Genomic DNA, 24,142 nt, shown 5'->3' on the forward strand with positions numbered 1-24,142 from the left:
GACTGGTCCGTTCGGCCCAGATGCCGGCCACGTGGCCGGCATCCATGCCCAGGGGATGTGGAGGATTGGCTAAAGGGGCTAAGCGAGGATCATCCTTGCGAGGAGGCCGCCCACAGGTTGATGCCGCCATCGACCGCATGGCGATCGATCTCGGCGAGCTCCGCATCGCTGAACTCAGGGGTATCGAGGGCCCCCAGGCTTTCAAGCAGCTGCTCCGGGCGGCTCGCGCCGATCAGTGCCGAGGTCACGCGACCGCGGCGCAGCACCCAGGCGATGGCCATCTGCGCCAGGCTCTGGCCGCGACGTTCGGCGATCTCGTTAAGCGCCTGCACCCGGGCCAGATTCTCGGGCGACAGGTGCCCTTCCTTCAGGCTCTGGCCCAGGGCGGCACGGCTCTCCTCGGGCACGCCCTGCAGGTACTTGCCGGTCAACAACCCCTGAGCCAGCGGCGAGAAGACGATCGAGCCGACGCCCAGCTCATCGAGGGTCTCCAGCAGGCCATCGGTCTCGACCCAGCGGTTGAGCATCGAGTAGCTCGGCTGGTGGATCAGGCAGGGGGTGCCCAGCGAGCGCAGAATCTCGACCGCCTCCCGGGTGCGCTGGGCACTATAGGAAGAGATGCCGACGTAGAGCGCCTTGCCCTGCCGCACCGCCTGGTCGAGCGCCATCATGGTCTCCTCCAGCGGTGTCTCGGGGTCGAAGCGGTGGGAGTAGAAGATATCCACGTAGTCCACGCCGAGCCGCTCGAGGCTGCGATCCAGGCTGGAGAGCAGGTACTTGCGGCTGCCCCACTCACCGTAGGGCCCCGGATGCATCCAGTAGCCCGCCTTGGTGGAGATCACCAGCTCGTCACGGTGGCCGGCGAAATCACTGTTGAGGAGTCGGCCGAACAGCGACTCGGCGCTGCCCGGCGGCGGCCCGTAGTTATTGGCCAGGTCGAAGTGGGTAATGCCGTGATCGAAGGCGGTGCGGCAGATGGCCCGAGCATTCTCGGGGCTCGCGTTCTCGCCGAAGTTCTGCCACAGCCCCAGCGAGATGGCCGGCAGCTTCAGGCCGCTGCGCCCGCAGCGGTGATAGGGCATGCGCTCGTAGCGGTGTGCCGAGGGCGTATAGCTCATGGTGTCCCACTCCTCGAAGTTCGCGTGTCTCCCTGACCGCCGGCAGAACCGAGCCTGCGGCGGCCGCGTGACGCTCATTATGGGATCTAGTCGCGCGGCTGGCGATGCCAGGCGTACTGGCCATGATCATTCAGGAGCGTACCGCCCCGGAGCTAAACTTCGCCAGAAGCCCGACAGCCGGCAGCTCCAGTGCACCGCGCATCTTCACTCCTTTCTCTTTTCAAGCTCCTCTACGTGGCCCATCGAAGCCAGCTTGATATCGCGCCAGGTGCGAATAGTGGGCTTGAAGGCGAACAGCACCGAGCCAACGATGAAAAACCAGGTCGCAATGGTATGCAGGCTCTCGTAGAGAAACAGCACCGAGCCGATCAGAAAGGTCACCGCAGCGCCGAAGTCAACGAAGGTGTAGACCAGCTCCCAGAGGGCATAAAACCTGCGGGTGCGTGGGTTCTCCTCACGGCGATCCCTGTCGAATAGTGCCATGCGCATCTCCTCGGCGATGATGGTCTTCGAGACCGTCAGCCTAGCGCTTCAGAGCTGTGAGAAGAAGGCAGCCCGGACCTGGTGCCTCGTTGGTGGATGGCGACAACTGGCTAGTTATCGCACCTGAACCTCCTCGATAGTGGCTCTGTGTTCCGCTCTCTGCCTCGACACAACCCACAGCGTTGAGGAGGGGCAGGTCAACCGATCATGTCTACAGGCGAGTGCGGTAATTTCCCCTACTTTGTGAAGCATCAAGCGACCGAGATAGTCGGTGCTTCCTGAATAAGGGTGCGACAGCGATCACCGTCAGGCACTCAGAAAGCGTACACCGCGGGCCGCCAGCGGGCTTCTCAGCTGGTCCGGCAGGGCCTGATCGGTGATCACCGCGTCGAAATCGTCAAGCCTCCCCGCCGTGCAGCACAGCCGTGTCGCGAACTTGGTGCGATCGAGCACCAGTACCCTCCGTGCGGCGTGGGCAAACAGTGCCTCCCTCGCCATCACTTCGTCATCGTTGTAGTCATACAGCCGCCCGTCGTCGTCCATGCCCCCCACCGACACGATGCCCACATCGGCCCGATAACGCTGAAAGAAGCGCCAGGCATCGCCGCCGATCACATCCTTGTCGCGGCGCCGAATACGCCCACCGCAAACCACCACCTCGCAGCTCTGATGACACAGCGCCATCGCCGCATGCAGATTATTGGTGATGACTTGCAGGTCCTGATGGACACCGAGGCGCAAGGCCACCTGCTCGACCGTGGTTCCTGTGCCCAGAAACAGCACCTGGTGGTCCTCGATCAGCTCCTGGGCGAGGGCCGCAATGCGTCGCTTTCCGTCGATATTGATGATGGCACGCCGCTCGAAGTCATCATTCTCGCGGCCCGGAAAGGGCAGTACTTCGCCCTGGCGACGGAGCACCAGGCCGCGCTCGGAAAGCGCCCGAATATCGGCACGAATGGTCTGCACCGAAACATGGAAGTGCCGTGCCAGGGCTGCCGGCGACTGGCTGCCCGACTCATGAATAAGGGTCAACAAGTGACGGCGGCGTTCATGGTGATCCATTGAGGCTCCGGTCAGCGAAAGTCAGTGGCGGAAAAACGAAAGCCAACCGCCTTCAAACGAAAGCTTACTGTCACCATGTTGTAAACAGATGACACTACCTTGAGGGCAGTTCTCGCACCGGTCCCGCCATCGCGAGACGGCCATCCGAGCCGCACAGGCTGGATGATTCGCCCACGCCATCGCCCCAAGGAACGCTTCATGTCCACCACACGTCACCTTGCCACCGTCGCCCGCTATCTCACGCCGCTCCTGGCGGTCACCAGCCTCGCCATGATGACGGCCTCGGCCCAGGCCGCCGAGACGACCCTGACGCTCTATACCAGCCAGCCCAGCAGCGATGCCCAGCAGACCGTCGACGCCTTCGAGGCAGCCAACCCGGATATCGACGTCGAGTGGGTCCGCGATGGCACCACCCGCCTGATGGCGCGTCTGCGCTCGGAACTCGAGGCCGGCGTCAGCCGTCCCGACGTGCTGCTGATTGCCGACGCCGTGACCATGGAATCGCTGATCGCCGATGACCTGCTGCAGCCCTACCAAAGCCCCGAGCGCGATGCCTTCGATGCACAGCTATACCATAGCGATGGCTACTACTACGGCACCAAGCTGATCACCACGGGCATCGTCTACAACAACCGCGCGGCCGAAGCCCCGCAGCGCTGGCAGGACCTGACCGACGAGGCACTCAAGGGCCAGGTGACAATGCCAAGTCCGCTCTACTCGGGTGCTGCGCTGATTCACCTGGCTAGCCTGACCGACAATGCCGCACTTGGCTGGGACTACGTCGAGGCACTGGCGGCCAATGACGCCGAGGCCCAGGGCGGGAATGGCGGCGTGTTCAAGGCGGTAGCCTCCGGCACCAAGCCCTACGGCGTGGTCGTCGACTTCCTGCCGATTCGCGAGGCCGTCAAGGGGTCGCCGGTGACCTTCGTCTTCCCCGAGGAGGGCTCAAGTGCCGTCACCGAGCCGGTAGCCATCATGAAGGGTGCCGACGATGTCGAAGCGGCCCAGCGCTTCGTCGACTTCGTGCTCTCGGAGTCTGGCCAGCAACTGGTCAGCGAGATGGGCTATCTGCCGGCACGCAATGGCATCGCACCGCCGGCCGGCTTCCCGGCCCGTGAGGACATTACGCTGATGCCGCTCGACAGCGAGCGGGCCCTGAACGAAGAAGCCGCCGCCAAGGCTCGTTTCTCCGAGCTATTCGGCGACTGATGATGGACAACGCTTCTCGAGGGGCGGACCGCCAGCGCCGACTGCTGACCGCCCTGACGATCCTGATAGTACTGCTGAGCCTGGCGCCGAGCGCCCGGCTCATCATCGAGGCGCTGGGTGGGCTTGAGCTCAGGGACGAGGCGCCGCTCGCCCAGGTCCTCGGCGACCCCGACACCTGGCAGGCCTTGTGGCACAGCCTGGTGACCTCTGCCCTGGGCATGCTGATCGCCCTGGCACTCGGGAGCCTTTTCGCCTTCATCATCACCCTGACCGATGTGCGTGCCAAGGGCATCTGGGTCTTCTGCTTCATGCTGCCGATGATGATTCCGCCCCAGGTCACGGCCCTGGCCTGGCTACAGCTGTTCGGCCCGGCAAGCCCTCTGCTGGCAAGCCTCGGTCTGGCCCCGGAGCTCGGCAGCCCTCAGCCCCTGTACTCACCGGCCGGCATCGGTCTGCTGCTAGGCATCCAGAGCGCTCCTCTGGTCTTTCTGGCGCTGCGTACAAGCCTGTTGGCGCTACCCCGAGAACTGGTCGAGGCGGCTCGTATCCAGGGCGCCCGCCAGCGTCAGGTGTGGGGCCAGATCATCGTGCCCATCACCCGCTCGGGTCTGGTCGCCGGCGGCGCCATGGCCTTCACCGCCAGTCTTGGCAATTTCGGCATCCCAGCCATGCTCGGCATTCCCGCCGGCTATCTGGTGCTGCCGACCCTGATCTATCAACGCATGGCCAGTTTCGGCACCAACGTGCTCGCCGAGATGGCCGGGCTGTCGGTGCTGATCGGGCTGCTGGCACTGGCCGGCGTGGCCCTGCAGCAGCACCTGCTACGACGCAGCCGGTTCGGACTGATCGGCCACGGCGGACGCGCTCACGACTTCTCTCTGGGACGCTCTCGGGTCCCGTTGGAAGCGGGCATGGGTCTGGTGCTGGCGATGATTCTGCTCGCCCCGCTCACGGCACTGGTGGTCGGCTCACTGGTACCGGCCATGGGCGTGCCTCTGAACACCACCACCGCGACCCTGGATGCCTACCGCGAAATGCTGGGTCGCCAGGGCGTGACCTGGCGAGCCATGTCCAACAGCCTATGGCTGGCCGGCGGTGCGGCCCTGGTGCTGATGGCAGTGTGCCTGCCGCTGGCCTATCGCCTGGGACGCATGCCAGAGCGGCTGCAAGCCTGGCTACTGGGCGTCATCGAGATTCCATATGCGTTGCCGGGTGTCGTCCTGGCGGTGGCCTGCATTCTGCTTTTCGTGCGTCCCCTGCCGCTGATCGAGGTGAGCCTCTACGGCAGCCTGGCGATCATCCTGGTCGCCTACCTGGCGCGCTTCATGGTGGTGTGCCTGAAGCCGGTGACGGCGAGCCTGGGACAGCTCGACGCCTCACTGGAAGAGGCCGCGCAGCTGGCCGGCGCCAGCCCCTGGCGGCGCCTGGTGACCATCATCATGCCGCTTACCGCCCCGGCCCTCGCCGCCGGCGGCATCCTGGTCTTCCTGACCGCGGTCAACGAGCTGACCGTATCGGCGCTGTTATGGAGTGCCGGCAACGAGACCCTCGGCGTACTGATCTTCAACCTCGATGAGGGCGGCGACAGTGTGCTGGCCTCGGCGGTCGCCGTGGTGGTCGTGGTCCTGGTGGCCGCCCTGATGCTTACCCTGAACCTGATGGCCGGTCGCCTGCCTCGTGGCGTGGTCCCCTGGAAGGAGTGAAGTCATGAATCTTCTGTCAACCTTACGCCGTTCGGCGTACCCCCTTGCTCCCGCCGAGGCCAGGGATTCTGTTCTGCCGGCAGGTGACGCCGACATTCGCGAGGCCAGCGATGGCCACCGCGGCCTGAACATCGTCGGCGCCACCAAGCACTTCGGCAGCCAGGCGGCGTTGAACGACGTGTCGCTGGACATCGCCCCGGGCGAGTTCGTCGCCCTGCTCGGCCCCAGCGGCTGCGGCAAGACGACCATGCTGCGCACCCTGGCCGGCTTCGAGACATTGAGCGCCGGGCGCATCACCCTGAACGGGCGTCACCTCGACGACGGCAGCCGACCGCTGCCTCCGGAAGAGCGCCACATGGGCATGGTGTTCCAGGCCTACGCCCTGTGGCCGCATATGAGCGTGGCCGACAACGTGGGCTATGCGCTCAAGCTCCAGGGCATTCGCGGCCAGGAGTATCAGCGTCGCGTCGGCGAGGCCTTGGCGCTGGTCGAACTCGCGACCTATGCCAGCCGCCGCCCCCAGGACCTTAGTGGCGGCCAGCGTCAGCGCGTGGCGCTGGCCCGCTGCCTGGTCACCTCCCCTGAGGTGGTGCTGCTCGACGAACCCCTCGCCAACCTCGACCGCCACCTGCGCGCCGCCATGGAAGACAGTTTCCGCGATTTTCACCGGCGCACCCGGGCCACCCTGGTCTATGTCACCCACGACCAGGGCGAGGCCATGTCGTTGGCCGACCGTATCGCGGTGATGAAGGACGGCAGGCTGATTCAGCTCGCCACCCCGGAAACCCTGTATCGCCAGCCGCGCAGCCCCTGGGTCGCCGGCTTCATCGGCCAGGGTAGCGTCATGGAGCTGCCCGGCCTGACGCCATCCACCGCGGTCAGCGGTGAATGCCTCAATGCCTCCCTCAGGGCCTGGGGCAAGGGGCAAGGCACCGAGACGACCAGTGTCGTGGTGCGCCCGGAGCATGTGCACCTGACGCCAATCGATACTGTGCCCCGCGGGGCTGTGTCGGGCAGCCACCCCGACAGCGGCTCAGGTAGCCAGGTAGGCGCCCGCGTCGTGAGCTCGATCTTTCGCGGTGAACGTTACGAAGTGCACTTGAGGCTCGCTGACGGCACCCAGCTGCAGGCCTATTCACCGACACACCTGGCCGCCGAGAGTGCGGTCGGCGTCGCGATCCAGCGCGCCTGGTGCCTGGAGCCGGACGCATGACCCAGATTTCCAGCGAAGAGCATGTCGAGATCACCGTTCTCAGTGGCCTCGGCGCCAAGGCGCCGGCGGCGATCTTGATAGAGACGGCCAAGGTTCGCCTGCTGCTCGATGCCGGAGGTCCCCTGGACCCAGGGGCAGCCTGCGAGTGGGTGAGCGACCTTGAACGCCGGGGCTGGCCCGATGCCATCCTGCTCAGCCACGATCACCCCGACCATGTCGGGAGCCTGGCACAACTACCCAGCGATATTCCGCTCTACTGCACCAGCGAGACAGCCAGGGCCCTGCCTGCCGGACGTCGCTGGCGAGCGCTTGCCTCCCGCGGAGAGCAGAGGATTGCCGGTGTACGCGTCACCACCGGCCAGGCCGGCCACTCGCTAGATGGTGTCTGGCTGCATCTGGCCTTGGGCCAAGGCATCTTCTACTCAGGCGACACCTGCCTGGAGTCTGCGGTGTTTCCCTTCGACCCACCGCCGCCGGCCGCCATTGCCCTGCTGGACGCTTCCTACGGGCGCTACGATCAGCCCCTGGCCGCAGCCCAGGCCGCCATGGCAGATCACCTTGAGCGTCCTACCGTGATGCCAGTTCCGGCCTCCGGTCGCGCCGCCGAGATAGCGCTGTGGTTCATCGATAACCAGGAATCGACGCATGGCAACGCTGAGGGGGCCACTCGGCTGGCCCTCGACGACGGCTGCCGCCAGGCGCTGACGCGCCTGCTGGCGCTGCCGGCCACACTCCGCCGCCCAGGCATTGACGCCAGGCTCCGTGAACTGCTCACCGCACCGCCACCCGCCGCGCCGCATCTACTGCTTGTCGATGACGATGGCCACCGCAATACCTGGCCCGGCTATCACACCCTGCACAGCGGCTATCTGACGCCGCCTCGCCGACGCCAGGTCGCCGCCGGCGAGGCCGCATGGCGACGCTGGAATGTCCATCCTCGATTGACCGACATCACCACACTGATGAGCATGCTCCAGGCACGGGAACTGTGGCCGTTGTTTACCGAGCTGACCCCGGAGTGGCAGCAGGATTTCCCGCTCTCGCCTCCGGCACGGGAACTCGCCATGGCCACCCCCACTGGATGTCTGCGTCCGGCCAGCGAGGTGTGCGATGCTGCTGGCTAGCCCCTTTGTGTTCATGCGCCACGGCGAGACGCCTCTCAATCGCGATGGCCTGATAGGTGGCAGCACCGATGTGCCGCTAACGAGGCTGGGTGAAGACCAGGCAAGATCGGCCCGGCCGCTGCTCGAACGACCCTGGTCGAAAGTGGTGACAAGTTCACGCCTGCGTGCCCGCCAGACTACCGAACTTGCCGTGCCCGGACAGGATTTCGCGAGCCTCGCCGGGCTCGACGAACGCGACTGGGGGCAGCTGGAGTGCGCACCGCTGGCGCATCAGCCGCCCTATATGAGCATCCCGCCCGGCGGCGAAAGCTGGGAGAGCTTCGAGGCACGGGTCGTCGCTGCGCTCAACGCTACTCTTGCCGCTCACCCGTACCCACTGATCATCGCCCACTCAGGCGTCTACCGGGTGATCCAACGACTCGTTCGCGGACGCCCCGAAGGTCCCCGGCTGCCCAACGCCCGACCGCTCTTGATACGTCCCGGCCCACTGGGCTGGACCTTCCATCTACTTGGAAACCACGATGACCGCCAAGATATCCTCTAGCCCGCTCGACCAACAGCACGCCACCACTCTCTCGAATGAGCATTGGGGCTCCAGTCAAGGAGCCACCGATGCCGTGATCGTCGATGTCGATGGCACCCTGGCGGAGCTCGACACCGAGACCGTCGCCCCCTGGGTACTGGGCGCCGTGAAGCACTGGGACCCGTTCTTTCAGCACATGGCCAAAGCGCCGGTGATCGAGCCGGTGGTCCGTCTGGTGAACCTGCTCAAGGCCCAGGGGCAGCGCATCCTGATCTGCTCCGGCCGCCCGGCGAGTCATGCGGCCCACACCCGGGACTGGCTGGTCGCCAATGCCATTCCCTTCGACGCGCTCTATCTGCGCCCGGCAGGCGATGACGAGGTGGCCGACGAAGAGGTCAAGGCGAAGCTACTCGAGTGCATGCGCGAGGATGGCCACCGGCCCTGGCTCGTTATCGACGACCGTGACGCCGTGGTGGCCGGCTGGCGCCGGCTCGGCCTGACCTGCCTACAGTGCGCCGACGGCGACTTCTAGGCGATCCACAGCGTCTGATCCGCAGTTATCGAACGACGTACAGGCGGCCTGCGTTCAGGCTGCCTGTGTTCGGGAGCTCTCAAGGATGACTCGGCTACGCGGAAATCCAGGACAACAGGCAAAGCTGAGGAATTGCCTGATAGCGATGGGGCCAGCTGGACTCGAACCAGCGCCCAAGGGATTATGAGTTCGCTTTTAAAACAATAAGTTACTGACAAACAAGAAAAAGCGACCGTAATCGAGCGAAAGGTATAGTTCTTTTTAATCAGTAGCTTAGCGAAAGTTGAGGATAGCACACGAAGCTGGTGTGTGTACCGCTTGTGTACCGTTTGAGATCTTCCTCTCTCCCGAATAGCATGCCTCAGGGGGAGCGAAAAACCGCTCGCCTCAAAGGCATGCTGATCTCTTACGGCTAAAAGAGGACACTCAGCCAGTGCAAATTTAACGCCTGGCTCACGCGCCGGTTTGGAGCTGCGAAGCAGCGGAAGGCTGGTCGCCGTGCAGCCGATTGTTAGTGATTATTTTGGCAACTTTGAAAGCACTTTTCCAAATGCGTCAGTAACCGCTCTCAACGCGTGTTCGTCGACCACCTTGGAGTCCTCATCTGCGGTTGAATTTTGACCAAAAATCCGCTCGGCTAACTGCCTCTTGAGTTCCTGTTGCTGCTGAGGCTCCAACGAGCTTATAAATGGGTCAAAAGCTTTCACTTCCAACGCAAACCATCTGGCTCGTTTCTCGTTGTTCCTATGCTTGGTTGATTGCTGAGCGGAGTAAGCCGCACCCCACAATAGAACCCCAGATATCGAGAATGCAATTAGCATAATGTGCCAAGGGAAGTCATTATTCTGCGTTTCCGCATCAGGAACATTCAAGAGCTCTTCACTTGATTCCCGAGAGGTGTTATCGTTTCGGGAAGCTACGACATCTGTATTAGAGTCTAATATATTCCATTTTTCTGCATTATAGAAAAATGAAAATACTAGCCATACAACCGTAATTACTATAAATCCAACTGACACTCCCCTCCATAAATTCGCCTGCCCCCTTTCGTCATCGGCACTTTTAATGTATGCCGCACCAACACTATCTCCAGCGGTTAATTCATATAGATCTAGTATCGACTGGTGCTTTAATTTTGAATCTACGATGATCTTATCTAACTCATCTTTACTCCTAGCAGATTGGTCATCAAGAATCTCACTATATTTATCAATTATGTCTTGAACTTCCTTGCTTTTCTCGGAGGAAAAGGCGTCTCTCCACTTGCTAAATTCTTGGCTTCTGGATTCCTGTGAAGCAGAGAATTGATTCTGCCAGTCTGATGAGAGATTGGTTAATTCTACCTGCTTCTTCTTTATCTCTTCCGAGAGTGCTTCTAGCTTTTTGGTCTGCTCTTTCGTTAACGACTCGACATTATCTAACTGCTCCTCTAACGCTTCTTTTTTTGCTGCTAGACCATTAATTGTGCTATCGACTACGCTATCTATATAAGAGGTTTTGTCCTGTAACTCAGAACTTTCAGAAAGAGACTGAAATAGGGATAACTGGGTAAGATGCTTGGAGACCTGGTCATTAACTGAGACTAAATTCGATGGTTTCCCATTTTGTAGGTAAGCATTTACTTGGTTTGTAATATTTTGATGGCGTAGCTGATTGTTTAGTGAATCCAACTGGTTTACCGGCACTATTTCGGGATCAATCGACGATAAGACAGCCCGGTATCTCTCAATGATTTTTTTAAGACGGCGCTGTTCTTCTACCTCGCCTTCAGAAAGGTTTTCAGCATTTGAGCTAGCTGCATTGTCGAGCCACGAGAGAGTTTCATGTACGGGATGTTTCTCAAAGGCTTCTTTCCATCGATTCATTTCGTCTCCAAAATATCTTTGTTTACGCTCACCGTATCACTAACGCCCGGCTCACGCGCCGGTTTGGAGCCGCGAAGCGGCGGAAAATCGGTCGCTGTGCAGCCGTTTGTTAAGCATTTGCGGCTGCCAGTTTAAAATCCTTGTCAATTGCCAGGTCGGTGTCTAGCCGGATGCGTTTACACATGTGATTTGGTACTTCATCGCTTAAAGGCTCTACACGAAAAAGATTTTCGGAACACCAAGACTCCACGTCGAGATTTGTAGACATTACACAGTGTGAGATTCCTAGGTCCTGTTCATCCCTTTTAACCGTGACCGTACCCATAACGGATAGTGCGCCGAACGTCTCATGGTGTTCAACAGGGTTTCCCTGCACGTCGACGAACTGTACGTTGTGTGATATCGAGCTTTTTTCTGCAGCGACTTCACAATGCGCTTTTTTATGGCCCCGGATGTCAAACTCTGACTGATGGAAGAGCAGAAGCGTGCACAGCGTTATCTTGTCCGATAGAGAAAGGATTACATCGGTGTCAAATCGTAAGCGATTAGCATCGAGGACACCTACCAACTCGTCAATCAGTTGATCCTGAGTAAAAGCGGCATGGCCGCTGATAAAGCTCATGACGTGCTGAATTGCTTCGAAAGTTTTTTCCGATAGCTTGCCGTCTTTATACTGAGCGATTTTTGCCTTTTTATCGCTTTTAAAGCTGTTTTCTATCCTGCTTTTTAACCGAGAAGCAGTTACGTTAAATCTTTCCTTTAGAATTTCTTCTTCGCACTTTTCAACCTGAAATATGATCAAGCGTTTGATCCAAAGCGGAAACGGCTGTGATAAATCCAGTGTCTTTTTGGGTGAATTGTATTCTAGGAAGAACCTCATTCTGAGATACATGGTTTCAAGAGCCTGGTTTGCCAGCCCTCTGTCCCGATTATCATTATGAGCTACGAAGTCGGCTATCTCTCTGAAGACCCTGTGATTGGAGGCATAAGCGCGCAGCTTCATGAAAAGATTATCAATATCGTTTTCATCGAAATCGCCAGCCTCGATCTTATCAACAATCTTTTGGGTTTTGATTTTTTCTGCTGGCTTCACAATGCCACCCTAATCTTGTTGATGCTTAACAGGTATTAGACAGCGCGCTCGTTTATTGACTTGAACGAGCGCGCGCGTTCAACATTCTTATACCGCCACATCAAACCACTGATTTTTCGTTGTATTTTCGTTGACGTGGCTATATAACACCAATCAACGAGCATGCTGCCTTTTCCGACATGTCGGTTTTGGATCGCTATCCGCCATGACAGACTCCTACCGTAAGTTTTTACTCAGCACGCGAGTCACGATTCGACCTCCCCGCCAGCAGCTTCAAAATCAACAGCGCAAACTGCCTCCCCGTCTCCTCATCCTCCAGCAGCGGCATGCTTAGCTTCTCGTGGTCGCTCAGGGCATCAAGCACAGCGTCGGTGACCTTCTTCGGGAAAAGGCCGTGCATCACCTGGTCTTCGCTATGGTTGCGTACCTGGGCCATTACCGCTTCGTCACGCTCGATGCGGTCGGCGATACCATTGGCGAAGTGCAGCTTGTCGTCGTCGCTGACCTCGGCGCCGTAGAGGTCGTTGAGCCGCTCGATGATCTCGGCCAGGCGCTGCTTCTCGGGATCGTGGGGCTTGCCTGAGCCCACCTCGCTGACCGGTGTGAGGCCGTAGTCGCCTTCGGCCTCCTCCAGGCGCAGGCGCTTCTCCTCACGCTTGGTGAGGCGGTAGTGGGTCAACTCCAGCTCGCTGACGTCGATGCTTTCCTCTTCCAGCAGCCGGTCGGTGCGCAGCAGCGGGTGGAGATGGCGAGCGAAGACGCACAGCTGTTCCAACTCGGGATCATCGAAGGTGACGATCTGGCTGAGGAATTCGTAGGTGCGCACGAAGCTCTGCAGGTTCTTGCGGAACAGGTCGAGCTCGTCGCGGGTGGTGCCTGCCTCCTTGAGCTCCTGTCCGGCGCGCTTCAGGCCCTTGTCGTCACCATTCTGTTCTGCGGCCTGGCGAGCCTCCTTCCAGACCTGAAGCTGCTCCAGGGCCAGCTGGTAGCGCTGCTTGAAGCGCTCTTGGGCGGGGCGGCAATGGTAGCTGAGGCTGGAGGCCGGCGCCTTGGGGTCGAAGAAGGCTTTGGCGAAGGATTCCACCTCGGGCCAGTGATAGATGCCGCTGGCGTCCAGGGTGCGCTGCAGATCGTAGACCACGTTGGGATCGGAGACATCGGCCAGCTCGGCCTTGCGGTAGTAGGGCGCGAAGGCGTCGAGGATCTCCTGCTCGTCGTTGTAGAAGTCGAGGATGAAGGTCTGCTTGCCGGGGAACAGCCGGTTGAGCCGCGAGAGGGTCTGCACGCAGTCCACATCACGCAGCTTCTTGTCCACGTACATGGCGCACAGCTTGGGCTGATCGAAGCCGGTCTGGAACTTGTTGGCGGCGATCATGACGTTGAAGTCGTCGGTGTCGAACGCCTCGGCCAGGCCGCGGCCCTTGAGTCCGGGGTTGAGCAGCTTGCTGGTCTCGGTGACCACCTCGGGAATCACCTCGTCGGGCGGCACGCTGCCGGAGAAGGCGACCATGGGGTGGACGTCGTCGTAGCCCTTCTCGGCGATGTAATCGCGCATGGCCAGCTGGTAGCGAACCGCCTCCTGGCGGCTGGCGGTGACCACCATGGCCTTGGCCTGGCCGTCGAGCAGGTGGCGGACGTTGTCGCGGTAGTGCTCGACGATCACCTCGACCCGCTGGGCTATGTTGTAGGGGTGCAGGCGCACCCACTTGGCCAGGGTCCGTGAGGCCTTCTTGGAATCGACTTCCTTATCTTCGCCCTCGGGGTGGGCGAGCTTCCAGGCGGTGCTGTAGGTGACGTAGTTGGTGAGCACATCGAGGATGAAGCCCTCCTCGATGGCCTGGCGCATGGAGTAGAGGTGGAACGGCTCGGGCTTGTTGTCGGCGCCGGCCGGCAGGTCCGGGTCCGGCGGGCGCCCGAACAGCTCCAGGGTCTTGGCCTTGGGGGTGGCGGTGAAGGCGTAGTAGCTGATGCGCTCGCTGGGGCGTCGCGAGGCCACGGCGGCGTCGAGCATCATCTCCGCGCTGATTTCACCATCATCACCTTCTGTCGCCTCTCCTGCGGCCGCGAGCAGCGCCTTGAGCTTGCTGGCCGAGCTGCCGGTCTGCGAGGAGTGGGCCTCGTCGGCGATCACCGCGTAGTTGCCCTCGGTGAGCTGGGGCCGCTTGTCCAGGGCATCGAACAGCGCGGGGAAGGTCTGGATGGTGACGATGATGATGCGGGTGTTGCTGGCCAGGGCCTCGGCGAGCTGCTCGGACTTGCTCTGGTTGCCGATGTCACGGGTGATGGGCCTCACCACGCCGTGGGCGTGCTCGAACTGGTAGATGGTGTCCTGCAGCTGGCTGTCGAGCACGGTGCGGTCGGTGACCACGATCACCGAGTTGAAGAGCTTCTTCCCATCCTCGGCGTAGAGGTTGGCCAGCTGGTGGGCAACCCAGGCGATGGAGTTGGATTTGCCGGAGCCGGCGCTGTGCTGCACCAGGTAGCGGCGTCCTGGCCCTTCGGCCAGGGTGGCCTGCACCAGGCGGTTGACCACCTCCCACTGGTGATAGCGCGGGAAGATCAACGTCTCCTTGGTCTGGCGTCGGCCGTGGAAGTCCTCGGTGGTCTTCTTCTCCAGGTGCAGGAAGCGGCCGAGAACCTTCAGCCAGGCGTCCGGGGCGAAGACTTCTTCCCACAGGTAGGCGGTGGCGTAGCTGGCCTCATCCAGCGCGGGCGGGTTGCCGGCACCGCCCTCCTCCGTGCCGCGGTTGAAGGGCAGGAAGAAGGTCTCCTTGCCGGCCAGCTTGGTGGTCATCGCCACCTCGGCCTGGCTCACCGCGAAGTGGACCAGGGCGCCACGCTTGAAGGTCAGCAGCGGCTCCGGCTTGCGGGTGACGGGATCCTTGATCGGACGGTCCTGCCGGTACTGCCGCTTGGCGTTCTCCACCGTCTGCTTGAACTGGCTCTTCAGTTCCAGAGTGGCGGTGGGAATGCCGTTGACGAACAGCACCAGGTCGAGGCGGGGATTGTAGCTGTCGCCGCCGCCCTTGCCCTTCTCGCGGGCGTGGGGCGAGTAGGAGACCTCGGGCACCACCCGCAGGCGGTTGGCGCGGTAGCGGGCCAGCGAATCGGGATTCATTCCATGGTCGGGCTGGAAGCTGCACAGGTCGAACTTCACCCCCGGCACCTTGAAGCCGTGGCGCAGTACCTCCAGGGTGCCGGCCCGGTCCAGCTCGCGCACCACCTTCTGCACGAACACCTGCTCCGGCGTCTGGGGGTTGGCCTTGCGGAACTTCTCCCAGCGCTCGGGCCAGGCCTCGCGCACGTAGCCGAGCAGATCCTCGGTGTAGAGCGCCGAGGCACGGTCGTAGCCGCTGGCCGTGCCGGCCTTCCAGCCGTGGGCCGTCATGACCTCGATGATGTCCTGCTGGAAGCGGGCTTCCCTGCTGTCCGCCATATTATCCCCTGCGCTTGGCGTAATTATGCGTAACAGCCTAGCGCTTCAGAGATGCAAGGAGAAGGCTACTTAGGACGATGCATTGCCCATAGAGGGCGATCTCGCCAGTCGTCAGGAAACCCCATTTCGGCCACATTGACGGCATGGTGATCGATGAGTCTGATCAGCCGTTCCCGCCAATGGTGGTGGGGGTTCACCACATCCATCAGGTACAGCATCAGGGTGAGGGTATTGTAGATACGACGCGACGCGTCGAAGGATAGAGTGCCCAGCACCAAAGCAGGCCGATCCTTTGGCAGCTTGGGAAGGAAGGTGAACTCACGGTTCCACAGGCGAGCATGGTGGGCACACTGGTTGCGTACCGTGCTCAGGTGGTGCAACACCGATGTCAGCACGCTCTCGTCGAAGTCGTACTCGCGTGCCACGGCATTACGATCTCGGCGCTGACGTGTGTTGGCGTACCACTGTGACAGCTGGCCGAACGTCATGATCTCCACCAGGGCCCAGATCGGAGGCAGCGGCTCATCGTAGGTGGCGCTCAGGTGGCGAATGAAGGTTTCCTGGCTGCGCCGCACCTCGCCTTCCAAGGCGCGGAGCCGCTCCTCGTGACGCCAAGAACGGTGAGGTGACTTGAACAGAGTCGGATCCAGGTGGCAATGGGGCCCATGCGTGTGGGCCATGTGGTAGGCCCAGCAGGTGCGAATCGAGACCTCGATGCGTTCGATGGCGTCCATGACCAGCAGCCGGAACTCCCGATCGAACACATAGAGGTTCAGCACGTCGTCCAGGGTGGTGCCGGGGCGCAGGCGGTGCGTCTGGTGATCGGCCTCGAAGGGCAACCAATAGGCGCCCAACCGATAGTAATTGAGATGACGCAGATAGTGGAGCGCCCGCTGGCGATCCGGCACCGACAGCCCCCGCTGGATGAGCCGGTCGAGCTGATCATCTAAGCTCAGCGGGGGCTTGTTGAACTGCAAGGCCGGCCTCCAGAAAAAAGTAACCCCCCAAGGTGCGCTTCAGGGAGAGGCGTGGGGGGTGTTGTTACGAAGCAGTATAAGGACGCACAGGCCCGCTGCCAAGTCTCAACCATCAGGTTGGCGCCATCTCTTCAGGTTGCGCCGCTGCTGCACTCACCTGCCGGTCCTGCCACTCGCCGTAAGTCATGCCGCTGCCCTCAGCCTTCCAGGAGATACGGCCATTGGCACTACGGCCGGAAACCACCGCGGCGGCCAAGCAATGAGTGAGTGACGGTATCCGCTCAGTAGAGATGCACCGCCTCGAAGCGGGCACGTGCCTCGCCCTCATCATCGAGGAGCGTCAGGTTTTTGCCCTCGACCTGCCAGCTGGCGATCTCGCCGAGCGCATCGAGAAATTCACGCTCGAGCTCCATCAGTTCTCCGGGGCAGGCCATCCTGGTAGTGGCTACCCGGTCAAAACGTAACCGGTCGCCGTCACGCTCATACTCGCCCATCATGCGGTTGCAACCGGTGGAGCCTGCCAGGCGGGCATCCTCGGCATGCAGCACCAGATGCGCTTCGCGGGCCTCATCGATGGTCACCGCCTGGTGCTCACCCACCGTCACCAGCTTCCAGTAGGTATTCTCCAGGGGCTCATTGGCAGTATCACCACTCGAGGTTGCCTCAAACCCGGCACAACCGGCGAGGACCAGGGTGCCGACCAGCAGCGCCGCAAGCGAAAACTTCTGTTTCATCAGGTCACTCCATTGCCATTCATGAGCCTTTTCAGACCATCCCACGGCATAAGGTTCCGATGCTTGCGATGGAATATTGAGCCCGCCGCAGGTATCCACCACCTGCACACGATCGCGCTTCATCGCTCCTCCTCGATCAAGGCCGGGTCATCCTCCACCGGCTTGTTGACCCGGTTGCTCACCGGCCAGTGAGTCAGCCGCTCGTGCTGGAGGTGGTGAACGAGGTGGCGGATCGTCTCGCGGTCGGTCAGCTCGGGATCGAGCCAGGGCTCCAGGCTCTGTTGATCCAGGGTCAGTGGCATGCGCGGGTGGATCGCCTTGGCGATGCCGCGGGCAGGCTCGGTGAGGATGGCGCAACCGGGTTTGCCGTCCGGGCGATCTGTCCAGATGCCGGCGAACCACAGCGGCTCGCCGTCGCCGCGAGTCAGGTAGTGGGGCTGCTTTCGGCCGTCCACGGCCAACCACTCGTACCAACCGTCGGCCGGCACCAGGCAACGGTGATGGGCGAAGGCCCCGCGGAAGTAGGGTGAGGTGGCGACCTTCTCGACGGTCGCGTTGATCGGCTGCGGGGCCTTGTCGTCGGCCCAGTGGGGGCGGTAGCCCCACCACAGCGTATCAAGGCCCAGCTGGCAACCGTCCTCATGCCGACGCACCGCCGAAATCCAGGTGCCCGGCGCGATGTTGTAGCGAGGCGTCAGCTCACCCTCCGCCAGCGGCAGCTTGAGTGAGCGCGCCAGGCTGGGGAAATCGCTATAGAGGGCGAAGCGACCGCACATGGTTAACCTCGTCAGGTAGGATCCGACTATACCAAGGGATCAGTGGCCATCACCTCCGGATCCTCGCATTCACCGGTAGCCGAGCAGGTCCTCGGTATAGAGCGCAGACGCACGGTCGTAGCCGCTGGCCGTACCAGTCTCCCAGCCCTGGGCCGTCATGGCCTCGATGATGTCCTGCTGGAAGCGGGCTTCCCTGCCGTCCGCCATGATCTCCCCTGTGGTTGGTGTTACTGCTAAGCGGTGGGTGTGACGCGATCAGATGCCGAGCGCCTCGATCTCCTCACGGTCATACACTCGACCATAGCTGCCTATCAGCCCCTTGGCACTCAGCATGGTCAAGCTGACCACTGGCGTCTCGGTCTTGGCGAATCCGGCACCAAGGGCCTGCTGCTGTTGTTCCAAGGTAAGCAACCCGATCCTGTCGGGCGTGTAGTGCTCCCCCAACTCCATCAGCAGAAATTGTGTCCAGCCAGGTGTCAGCCGCACGCTGCGACCCCGTTGGTTCTCGTGGGTGATCGCCTTAACCTGGGTGCGACAGGCGCCTTCCACCAGGTCATAGCCTGGGTTTGCGCTACCCGACACTCGGGCAGGCCGCTGGCCCAGCGCCTCCAGGAAGCGCAGCCCGATGAACTCGCCGATCCGGCCGATGATGTTGTCGTTGCCGCCGATCCGCTCTGGCACCTCGCGGCCCAGCGCCAGGATCTCGCTCCGCGCCTGCAGGTAAGTCTCAATGGCGACCTGGATCTGCTGGTCATGCTTCTGAGAGGGCAAGGTGCCTTTCACGGAGCGCTGGAGAGAGTCAGTCACCCTGGACCTCCTCCAGCTGCTCGCGCTGCCAGCCCTGCTCCATGGCCATGATGGCACGCAGGTAAGAAGCGACAGCCTCTTCGACCGCGTCCCAGTCCATTGATGAGAAACCATGATAGAAGTTGTACACAGACCTGCCGACCTTGTGCTCATCGAACTGATTGCAGTCGATACCCTTGCCTGCCAGTTCGGCCAGGTCTCCGTTTCGCCTATCGATATAGGTCTGGACCCAAACCTGCTTCGGGATTTGCGGTTCCAGATAAATGACCACGCTGGAGTATCCCTGCCAGCCATGGGGAACAAAGCGTAAGGCCGGGCCGACAGGCCAATTCTCCTGCCAGGAGGTGATCGGCAGGCCCAGGTCATCAAGCCGGGTGTTGAGCCCCTCCTGTAATCGAAGGCGAAGACTGACCAGCGCATCGTTCTTTGCCTTGGTCAGCGCCTCGATCTCTCCGAGGTGCTCCAGTGCAAACTGCTCCTGAGCGTCGGTCAGGGTATCGGTCATGGTCAGGTTCTCCAGATGAATCACGAATTCGCGCAGGAACAGCAGCCACTTGCTCTCGCCGTGCTGCTCGTAGAGGGAGCCTGCCGCCGATCTCAGGCGCCGCAGGAAGTCGGGATAGCCAAGGCCCAGCCAACCCGGGCTGCTCGGCGCCTGCCCACCCGGCGACAGCACGACGCACAGCACCTGGCGGCTGTCCTGACCCGACAACCGCAGCGCGATATCCTCGCCATAGTGCGCGAAGTCGTTGTGAAGCCCGTGATAGACCTTGTGCTCCACCGCCAGCACCCAGCGGTCTGATTCCAGCACCAGGTCAATGCGTTGATGCCGGGAGGTCACCCACTCGCGAACAGGAGGGCGCGTCAGGTATCGCTCACAGGCGGCGGGCTGCAGCGCCTCGGGCAGGCTGTCCAGCAGCGCCGAGAGAACAGCGTTACCGAAGCCATGCTCTGCCTCGGGGTCGAGAAAGAAGGCCAGCAAGTCCGTGGTGGGGTTCTCGAAATAGCCACGAGCCCCTATATCGAAGAGGGTGCGCTCGCGGGATGGCCTCCGAAGCCGGGCAGCGCCTTCGAGCAAGGCTTTCATACGTTCAACGTCCATGTTGTCTCCCTATCGCTATTCAGGAGCGGCCGCGGCCGCTGCCGCTGCACTCACCTGGCGGTCCTGCCACTCGCCATAAGTAATGCCGCTGCCGTCAACCTTCCAGGTGGTCCGGCCATTGACGTTGTAGCCCGCTACAATCGCGCCGGCGGCGCTGGGGCTGGAGAAGGCGAAGTCCTTGGTGAAGCGGCGCACCTTGCCCTCCGGCTCGGACAGCACACCTTCCTCGCAGAGCTGGGCAAACAAGGCGCCATATCCGCCCGGCTGAGCCACCCAGTCAACCCGCGTCGTCGATCCCTGCATGACGATAAATTCGCCCTCGTACTCCTGGGCACTGGCCTGGATACCCTGCTTGGTGATCTGCATATAGAGCCGTGGTGAGTCAACGCCGGCATCGTCGCTGGGCTCGGCCTTAGCCTTGTTACCGAAGGATTCACGCAAGAAGTCGAGGCCCAGCACCGGCAGCACGGTGCGGATCTGCTCCATGAAGAAGGCCATATCGGCGCGGTCCGACTCAGGCAGGTTGATGTACTCGTGGGCGGTGCCGTTGATCAGCTTGCAGCGGCCGACCTGGCCGGCGTTCTGGATCAGCAGGCTCTCCAGGTACTTCACGTGGGCCTTGGTGAGGTTCTGGTCCTTGCTGGTGACCAGGCAGACCTTCTCCCAGAAGTCCTTGCCGCCTTTGTCCTCGGGCCGGTTGTGCTGCTTGAGGCGGGTGCCGACGTCGTCGCTCTCGCCGATGTAGACCAGCGGTCGCAGGCTGTTGTCGGGGTCGGGGCCGACCAGGAAGTAGATGCCGGTGCGGCCACACTCGGGGCGCTGGACCAGCTCGCTGAGCTTGCTGCGCGGCCCGGTCAGCACGTGGCCGGTCCAGTTCATGATCTCGGCGGTGAGCAGGCCATTGGGCGTGCCATCCACCAGGAAGAGTCGGATGCTGCGGCCTTGCGTCATACCAACTCCGTTTGCGTGTGTTCACTGGTGGCCGATGAGCCCGCTGGTGGCTGCCAGCCACGTACATCGATCTTACCGGTGACGGCGGCGGAGATCAGGGCGGAGCGTCGCTCCGTTAGTAGAGCTATTAAAGTTTCGGCTGCTTTTTCAGCAGCTTCATACTCATCCATATGCTCTTTTATATGATTCGCGATCGCCCGCTGTTCCTCTAGCTCCGGGAGGGGAATAAATACACCCCCGACAATGTCTGTATTTAAATTGGGCTGGCCAGATCCTTGCCTAATCCTATCACGGAGACTCTCGGTAATGCTTTTCAAGAAGTAGTAGGCAAACTCTATAATGAGTTTTTTGCTTAACGACTCAAAACCAACCACACCATCATTGGCATTCGCATTAATTTTTAATATCTTAGGAACTCCAAGCGTTGCACCGCTATTAGATAGCAGCAATGTACCCTTTTTAAAAACCCTGCATTGCGCACTCCCTAGCTTAGTGAGGCATGTTTCTGTGCTATCAAGGTACATGTGCTCATCTTTAGTTATTTCTGCCACAGTAACCCAAGGGGAATAGTCACCATTGAATAACTTAGGGTCGCCTGCAGGTCTTGGAGATCCGCCCCTAACTACCGCAGACAGGTAGCCAAGCTTACTAAGCTCCCAATGCGCCGGCACTTCCCCCAGCCACTCCACCCCGGAGTCCTTCATCGGCATATCGGGGTCCAGTCCCTTGGTGACGGCGTGGGAGATCACCGCCTGGCGCTTCTCCTTGAGAAGCTCGATCAGGCGCTGCTGCTGCTCCACCAAGTTGTCGATGCGGGCAGTTTCGTGGTCGAGGAAGGCGGCGATGGTGGCCTGCTCTTCTATGGGAGGCAAGGGGGTAGGCAAATTATCTGACGCATACTGACTCAGGCCTACACGCGTTAAGCCGTTCGCTGAAACATCAAAGTAAGATTTTGCAGATCTAGAATCAAAGTAGTGCTTCAAGAACCGGCCAATAATAGAAGGGTGTGGTCTCGCAATAGATAAATGGTAGCCACACACTACACCCGGCAGCGCTTCAGGTACGTGTGCGGCAATAGCGATGTCATCTGATGACTCGGAGTCTTTAGTGAAAATTACATCTCCTGCCAGAAGGGAGAATTTTTCAACCTGGCTCCCTGAGGCAGTCGCTTGCATGAAGCTCATGCCTTGGACAATGTCATCGTGGTAATACACATCTGTATAGTTACATAGAAGGACTGGTTGTTCGCCCTCTACCGACCTCTTATCAACATTGCTCGGCATAACATCGCAATGCCGCTTAAGCGGTTGAATGCCCCAATGCGCCGGCACCTCCCCCAGCCACTCGATACCGGAGTCCTTGTACTCGGGATACCGCGGAAAGCTCATGCCGACAGCTCCTCGATCATCTGCTTGATCTGGTCGGTGCAGGCCTTGAGGTCGGCGTCGATCTCCTCCAGCGGGCGCGGTGGGGTGAACTGGTAGAAATGCCGGTTGAAGGGAATCTCGAAGCCGACGATACCGATGCGGCCATCCAGTGGATCGCGCTTCTCCTCGTCGATCCAGGCATCGGGGACGTGGGGCTTCACCTCGCGCTCGAAGTAGTCGAACACCGACTCGTCCAGCGGCACGTTCTCGTTGTCACGCAGGCCGGTGTCGGGCTCCGGGTTGCCTTTCTTGTCGAGGCAGATGTCCGCTTCCGGGTCGCGCTCGGAGAGGGCGCTGAGGATCGCCTTCTGCACCGGGGCGCCGACCTTGAGGCCTGCACCCTTGATGGCGGCCTTGAGTGCCTTGGTGAAGGCGTCACGGTTGGTCCAGAGCTGCTCCGGGCCCAGGGTGCCGCAGGCGGCCTTGATCGCCTCGCGCTCGCCCTCCGCGAGCTTCTGGAGCGGCTTCTCGTCCTCGAGCTTGGCCAGACGCTCGGGGCTCGCCTGGAAGTTGAGGCGCAGCGGGCGCTCCACGGTGATGCGCCGGTAGCCGAAGGCCTCCACCGGGAACAGCTTGCTCTCCTCGCTCTCCTGGCAGGCGCCGTAGAGGCGCACGATCTCCTCGATGTCGCGGTCGGCGACGAACTGACGCTTGCTGCCCAGGGACTTGCGCATCTTGCTGGCCCGGCCGGTGGCGTTGATCAGCTGCACCTGGCCGCGGCGCTCGGCGGGCTTGTGGTTGGAGAGGATCCACACGTAGGTGGCGATGCCGGTGTTGTAGAACAGGTCGGTGGGCAGGCCGACGATGGCCTCCACCAGGTCGTGCTGCAGCAGGTAGCGGCGGATTTCGGACTCCCCGCTACCGGCGCCGCCGGTGAACAGCGGCGAGCCGTTGAGGATGATGCCGATGCGCGAGCCGCCCTCCTGGCGGGGGCGCATCTTGCTCACCAGGTGCATCAAAAACAGCAGCGAGCCGTCGGAGACCCGCGGCAGGCCGGGGCCGAAGCGGCCCTCATAGCCCTTGTGGTTGTGCTCGTCGGTGATCGCCTTCTGCACCTTCTTCCACTCCACGCCGAAGGGCGGGTTGGAGAGCATGAAGTCGAAGCGCTCGGTCGGCAGCTGGTCGTCGGAGAGGGTGTTGCCGAGCTTGATCTGCTCCACCGCCTGGCCCTTGATCAGCATGTCGGCCTTGCAGATGGCGTAGGACTCGGGGTTGAGCTCCTGGCCATGCAGCGAGACTGTGACGTCGCGGCTGACCTGCTGGATGTACTCGTCGCTCTCGGAGAGGAAGCCACCGGTGCCCGCGGTGGGGTCGTAGACGGTGACGATGCCGTGGGGGCGCAGCTTGTCGTCCTGGCCGGTGAGCACCAGCGAGGTGGTCAGATGAACGATGTCGCGCGGAGTGAAGTGCTCTCCCGCCGTCTCGTTGGAGCTCTCGGCGAATTTGCGGATCAGCTCCTCGAACACCAGGCCCATGCCGTAGTTGGTCAATCGCTGCGGGCTCATGTCGATGGACGCGAAGCGCTGCACCACCTGGTAGAGCAGGTTGCTGGCCGCGAGCTGCTGGACGAAGCCCTCGAACTCGAAGTGCTCGAAGATCTCCCGGGCGTCCTGGCTGAACGACTGCACGTAGCTCATCAGGTCGTCGGCGGTCTGGGTATCGGAGAGAGTCCCCAGGGTCAGCGGTGAGGCGTTGAAGAAGGGCTGGTCCGCCGCGCGCAGCAGCAGCTTCTCGCGCACCGCCTCGGGCTTGGCCTGGTGGGCGTGGGCGGCGTCGAGCACCGCGGCCTTGGTGGGCTCCAGCACGCACTCCAGGCGCCGCAGCAGGGTGAAGGGCAGGATGATGCGGCCGTACTGGGACTGCTTGAAATCGCCGCGCAGCAGGTCCGCCACGGACCAGATAAAGGCCGCCAGTTGAGAGTGACTCTCCGTGTTCACGATGCTTCCCCGCGTTCTGTGTACCGATGATGATGACGTTTACGGCCATCATACACAGCGAAGCGGAGTG

The 24,142-nt window shown here is 61.4% G+C and carries 21 protein-coding genes; 6 read left to right on the forward strand and 15 right to left on the reverse strand.

Annotation, left to right across the window (positions count from 1 at the left end):
• Positions 1-89 precede the first annotated feature (89 nt).
• The 3 genes from mgrA to E0702_RS05030 form a co-directional block, all read right to left on the reverse strand.
• Positions 90-1,118, reverse strand: a complete 1,029-nt coding sequence (gene mgrA / locus E0702_RS05020; protein WP_132041881.1) for an L-glyceraldehyde 3-phosphate reductase — start codon at positions 1,116-1,118, stop codon at positions 90-92.
• Between the two features lie 204 nt (positions 1,119-1,322).
• Entirely contained in the window at positions 1,323-1,601 is a 279-nt protein-coding gene (locus E0702_RS05025; RefSeq protein ID WP_132041882.1) for a YrhK family protein, read from the reverse strand.
• Positions 1,602-1,907: 306 nt separating this feature from the next.
• Positions 1,908-2,663, reverse strand: a complete 756-nt coding sequence (locus E0702_RS05030) for a DeoR/GlpR family DNA-binding transcription regulator (protein ID WP_132041883.1) — start codon at positions 2,661-2,663, stop codon at positions 1,908-1,910.
• Between the two features lie 270 nt (positions 2,664-2,933).
• Between E0702_RS05030 and E0702_RS05035 the strand changes: the two genes are divergently transcribed.
• The 6 genes from E0702_RS05035 to E0702_RS05060 are packed head-to-tail and all read left to right on the forward strand — an operon-like array spanning position 2,934 to position 8,967.
• Positions 2,934-3,872, forward strand: coding sequence for an ABC transporter substrate-binding protein (locus E0702_RS05035; protein WP_237562130.1), 939 nt, complete (start codon positions 2,934-2,936; stop codon positions 3,870-3,872).
• Positions 3,872-5,575 carry an ABC transporter permease gene (locus E0702_RS05040; protein WP_132041885.1) on the forward strand — a complete coding sequence of 568 codons (1,704 nt, stop codon included), beginning with the start codon at positions 3,872-3,874 and terminating at the stop codon, positions 5,573-5,575. The genes E0702_RS05035 and E0702_RS05040 overlap by 1 nt, the downstream gene beginning before the upstream one ends.
• 4 nt (positions 5,576-5,579) lie before the next feature.
• The gene (locus E0702_RS05045) at positions 5,580-6,788 is read left to right on the forward strand and encodes an ABC transporter ATP-binding protein (protein WP_132041886.1); all 1,209 of its coding nucleotides are present in this window, start codon (positions 5,580-5,582) and stop codon (positions 6,786-6,788) included.
• On the forward strand, positions 6,785-7,912 hold the full coding sequence (locus E0702_RS05050; RefSeq protein WP_132041887.1) for an MBL fold metallo-hydrolase: 1,128 nt from the start codon (positions 6,785-6,787) through the stop codon (positions 7,910-7,912). Before E0702_RS05045 ends, E0702_RS05050 begins: the two co-directional genes overlap by 4 nt.
• A complete protein-coding gene (locus tag E0702_RS05055; protein WP_132041888.1) occupies positions 7,899-8,456 on the forward strand; it encodes a histidine phosphatase family protein in 558 nt (185 codons plus the stop codon). The genes E0702_RS05050 and E0702_RS05055 overlap by 14 nt, the downstream gene beginning before the upstream one ends.
• Entirely contained in the window at positions 8,434-8,967 is a 534-nt protein-coding gene (locus E0702_RS05060; RefSeq protein WP_240721674.1) for a phosphatase domain-containing protein, read from the forward strand. The genes E0702_RS05055 and E0702_RS05060 overlap by 23 nt, the downstream gene beginning before the upstream one ends.
• 518 nt (positions 8,968-9,485) lie before the next feature.
• Here the strand turns inward: E0702_RS05060 and E0702_RS05065 are convergent.
• The 12 genes from E0702_RS05065 to E0702_RS05120 form a co-directional block, all read right to left on the reverse strand.
• Positions 9,486-10,832: a hypothetical protein gene (locus tag E0702_RS05065; protein ID WP_132041889.1), complete on the reverse strand. Its 1,347-nt coding sequence runs from the start codon at positions 10,830-10,832 to the stop codon at positions 9,486-9,488.
• A 109-nt stretch (positions 10,833-10,941) separates the two neighbouring features.
• The gene (locus E0702_RS05070; protein ID WP_132041890.1) at positions 10,942-11,925 is read right to left on the reverse strand and encodes a hypothetical protein; all 984 of its coding nucleotides are present in this window, start codon (positions 11,923-11,925) and stop codon (positions 10,942-10,944) included.
• Between the two features lie 229 nt (positions 11,926-12,154).
• Positions 12,155-15,361: a type I restriction endonuclease subunit R gene (locus E0702_RS05075; RefSeq protein WP_132041891.1), complete on the reverse strand. Its 3,207-nt coding sequence runs from the start codon at positions 15,359-15,361 to the stop codon at positions 12,155-12,157.
• 65 nt (positions 15,362-15,426) lie between these two features.
• Positions 15,427-16,338: an Abi family protein gene (locus E0702_RS05080; protein WP_132041892.1), complete on the reverse strand. Its 912-nt coding sequence runs from the start codon at positions 16,336-16,338 to the stop codon at positions 15,427-15,429.
• 281 nt (positions 16,339-16,619) lie between these two features.
• Positions 16,620-17,072: an META domain-containing protein gene (locus tag E0702_RS05090; RefSeq protein ID WP_240721675.1), complete on the reverse strand. Its 453-nt coding sequence runs from the start codon at positions 17,070-17,072 to the stop codon at positions 16,620-16,622.
• Between the two features lie 119 nt (positions 17,073-17,191).
• Positions 17,192-17,848: an SOS response-associated peptidase gene (locus E0702_RS05095; RefSeq protein ID WP_132041893.1), complete on the reverse strand. Its 657-nt coding sequence runs from the start codon at positions 17,846-17,848 to the stop codon at positions 17,192-17,194.
• Between the two features lie 69 nt (positions 17,849-17,917).
• Positions 17,918-18,055, reverse strand: a complete 138-nt coding sequence (locus tag E0702_RS19020; protein WP_165927485.1) for a hypothetical protein — start codon at positions 18,053-18,055, stop codon at positions 17,918-17,920.
• 48 nt (positions 18,056-18,103) lie between these two features.
• Positions 18,104-18,655 (reverse strand): hypothetical protein, encoded by a 552-nt coding sequence (locus E0702_RS05100; RefSeq protein WP_132041894.1) that lies wholly within the window; start codon positions 18,653-18,655, stop codon positions 18,104-18,106.
• A complete protein-coding gene (locus tag E0702_RS05105; RefSeq protein WP_132041895.1) occupies positions 18,648-19,757 on the reverse strand; it encodes a PD-(D/E)XK nuclease family protein in 1,110 nt (369 codons plus the stop codon). The genes E0702_RS05100 and E0702_RS05105 overlap by 8 nt, the downstream gene beginning before the upstream one ends.
• A gap of 15 nt (positions 19,758-19,772) precedes the next feature.
• Positions 19,773-20,708 carry a GIY-YIG nuclease family protein gene (locus tag E0702_RS05110; protein ID WP_132041896.1) on the reverse strand — a complete coding sequence of 312 codons (936 nt, stop codon included), beginning with the start codon at positions 20,706-20,708 and terminating at the stop codon, positions 19,773-19,775.
• Entirely contained in the window at positions 20,705-22,096 is a 1,392-nt protein-coding gene (locus E0702_RS05115; RefSeq protein WP_205741883.1) for a restriction endonuclease subunit S, read from the reverse strand. The genes E0702_RS05110 and E0702_RS05115 overlap by 4 nt, the downstream gene beginning before the upstream one ends.
• The gene (locus E0702_RS05120) at positions 22,093-24,072 is read right to left on the reverse strand and encodes a type I restriction-modification system subunit M (RefSeq protein ID WP_132041897.1); all 1,980 of its coding nucleotides are present in this window, start codon (positions 24,070-24,072) and stop codon (positions 22,093-22,095) included. Before E0702_RS05120 ends, E0702_RS05115 begins: the two co-directional genes overlap by 4 nt.
• Between the last annotated feature and the right edge of the window lie 70 nt (positions 24,073-24,142).

Origin of the sequence: Halomonas marinisediminis (assembly GCF_004347715.1) — a bacterium.
Lineage (GTDB): Bacteria > Pseudomonadota > Gammaproteobacteria > Pseudomonadales > Halomonadaceae > Halomonas > Halomonas icarae.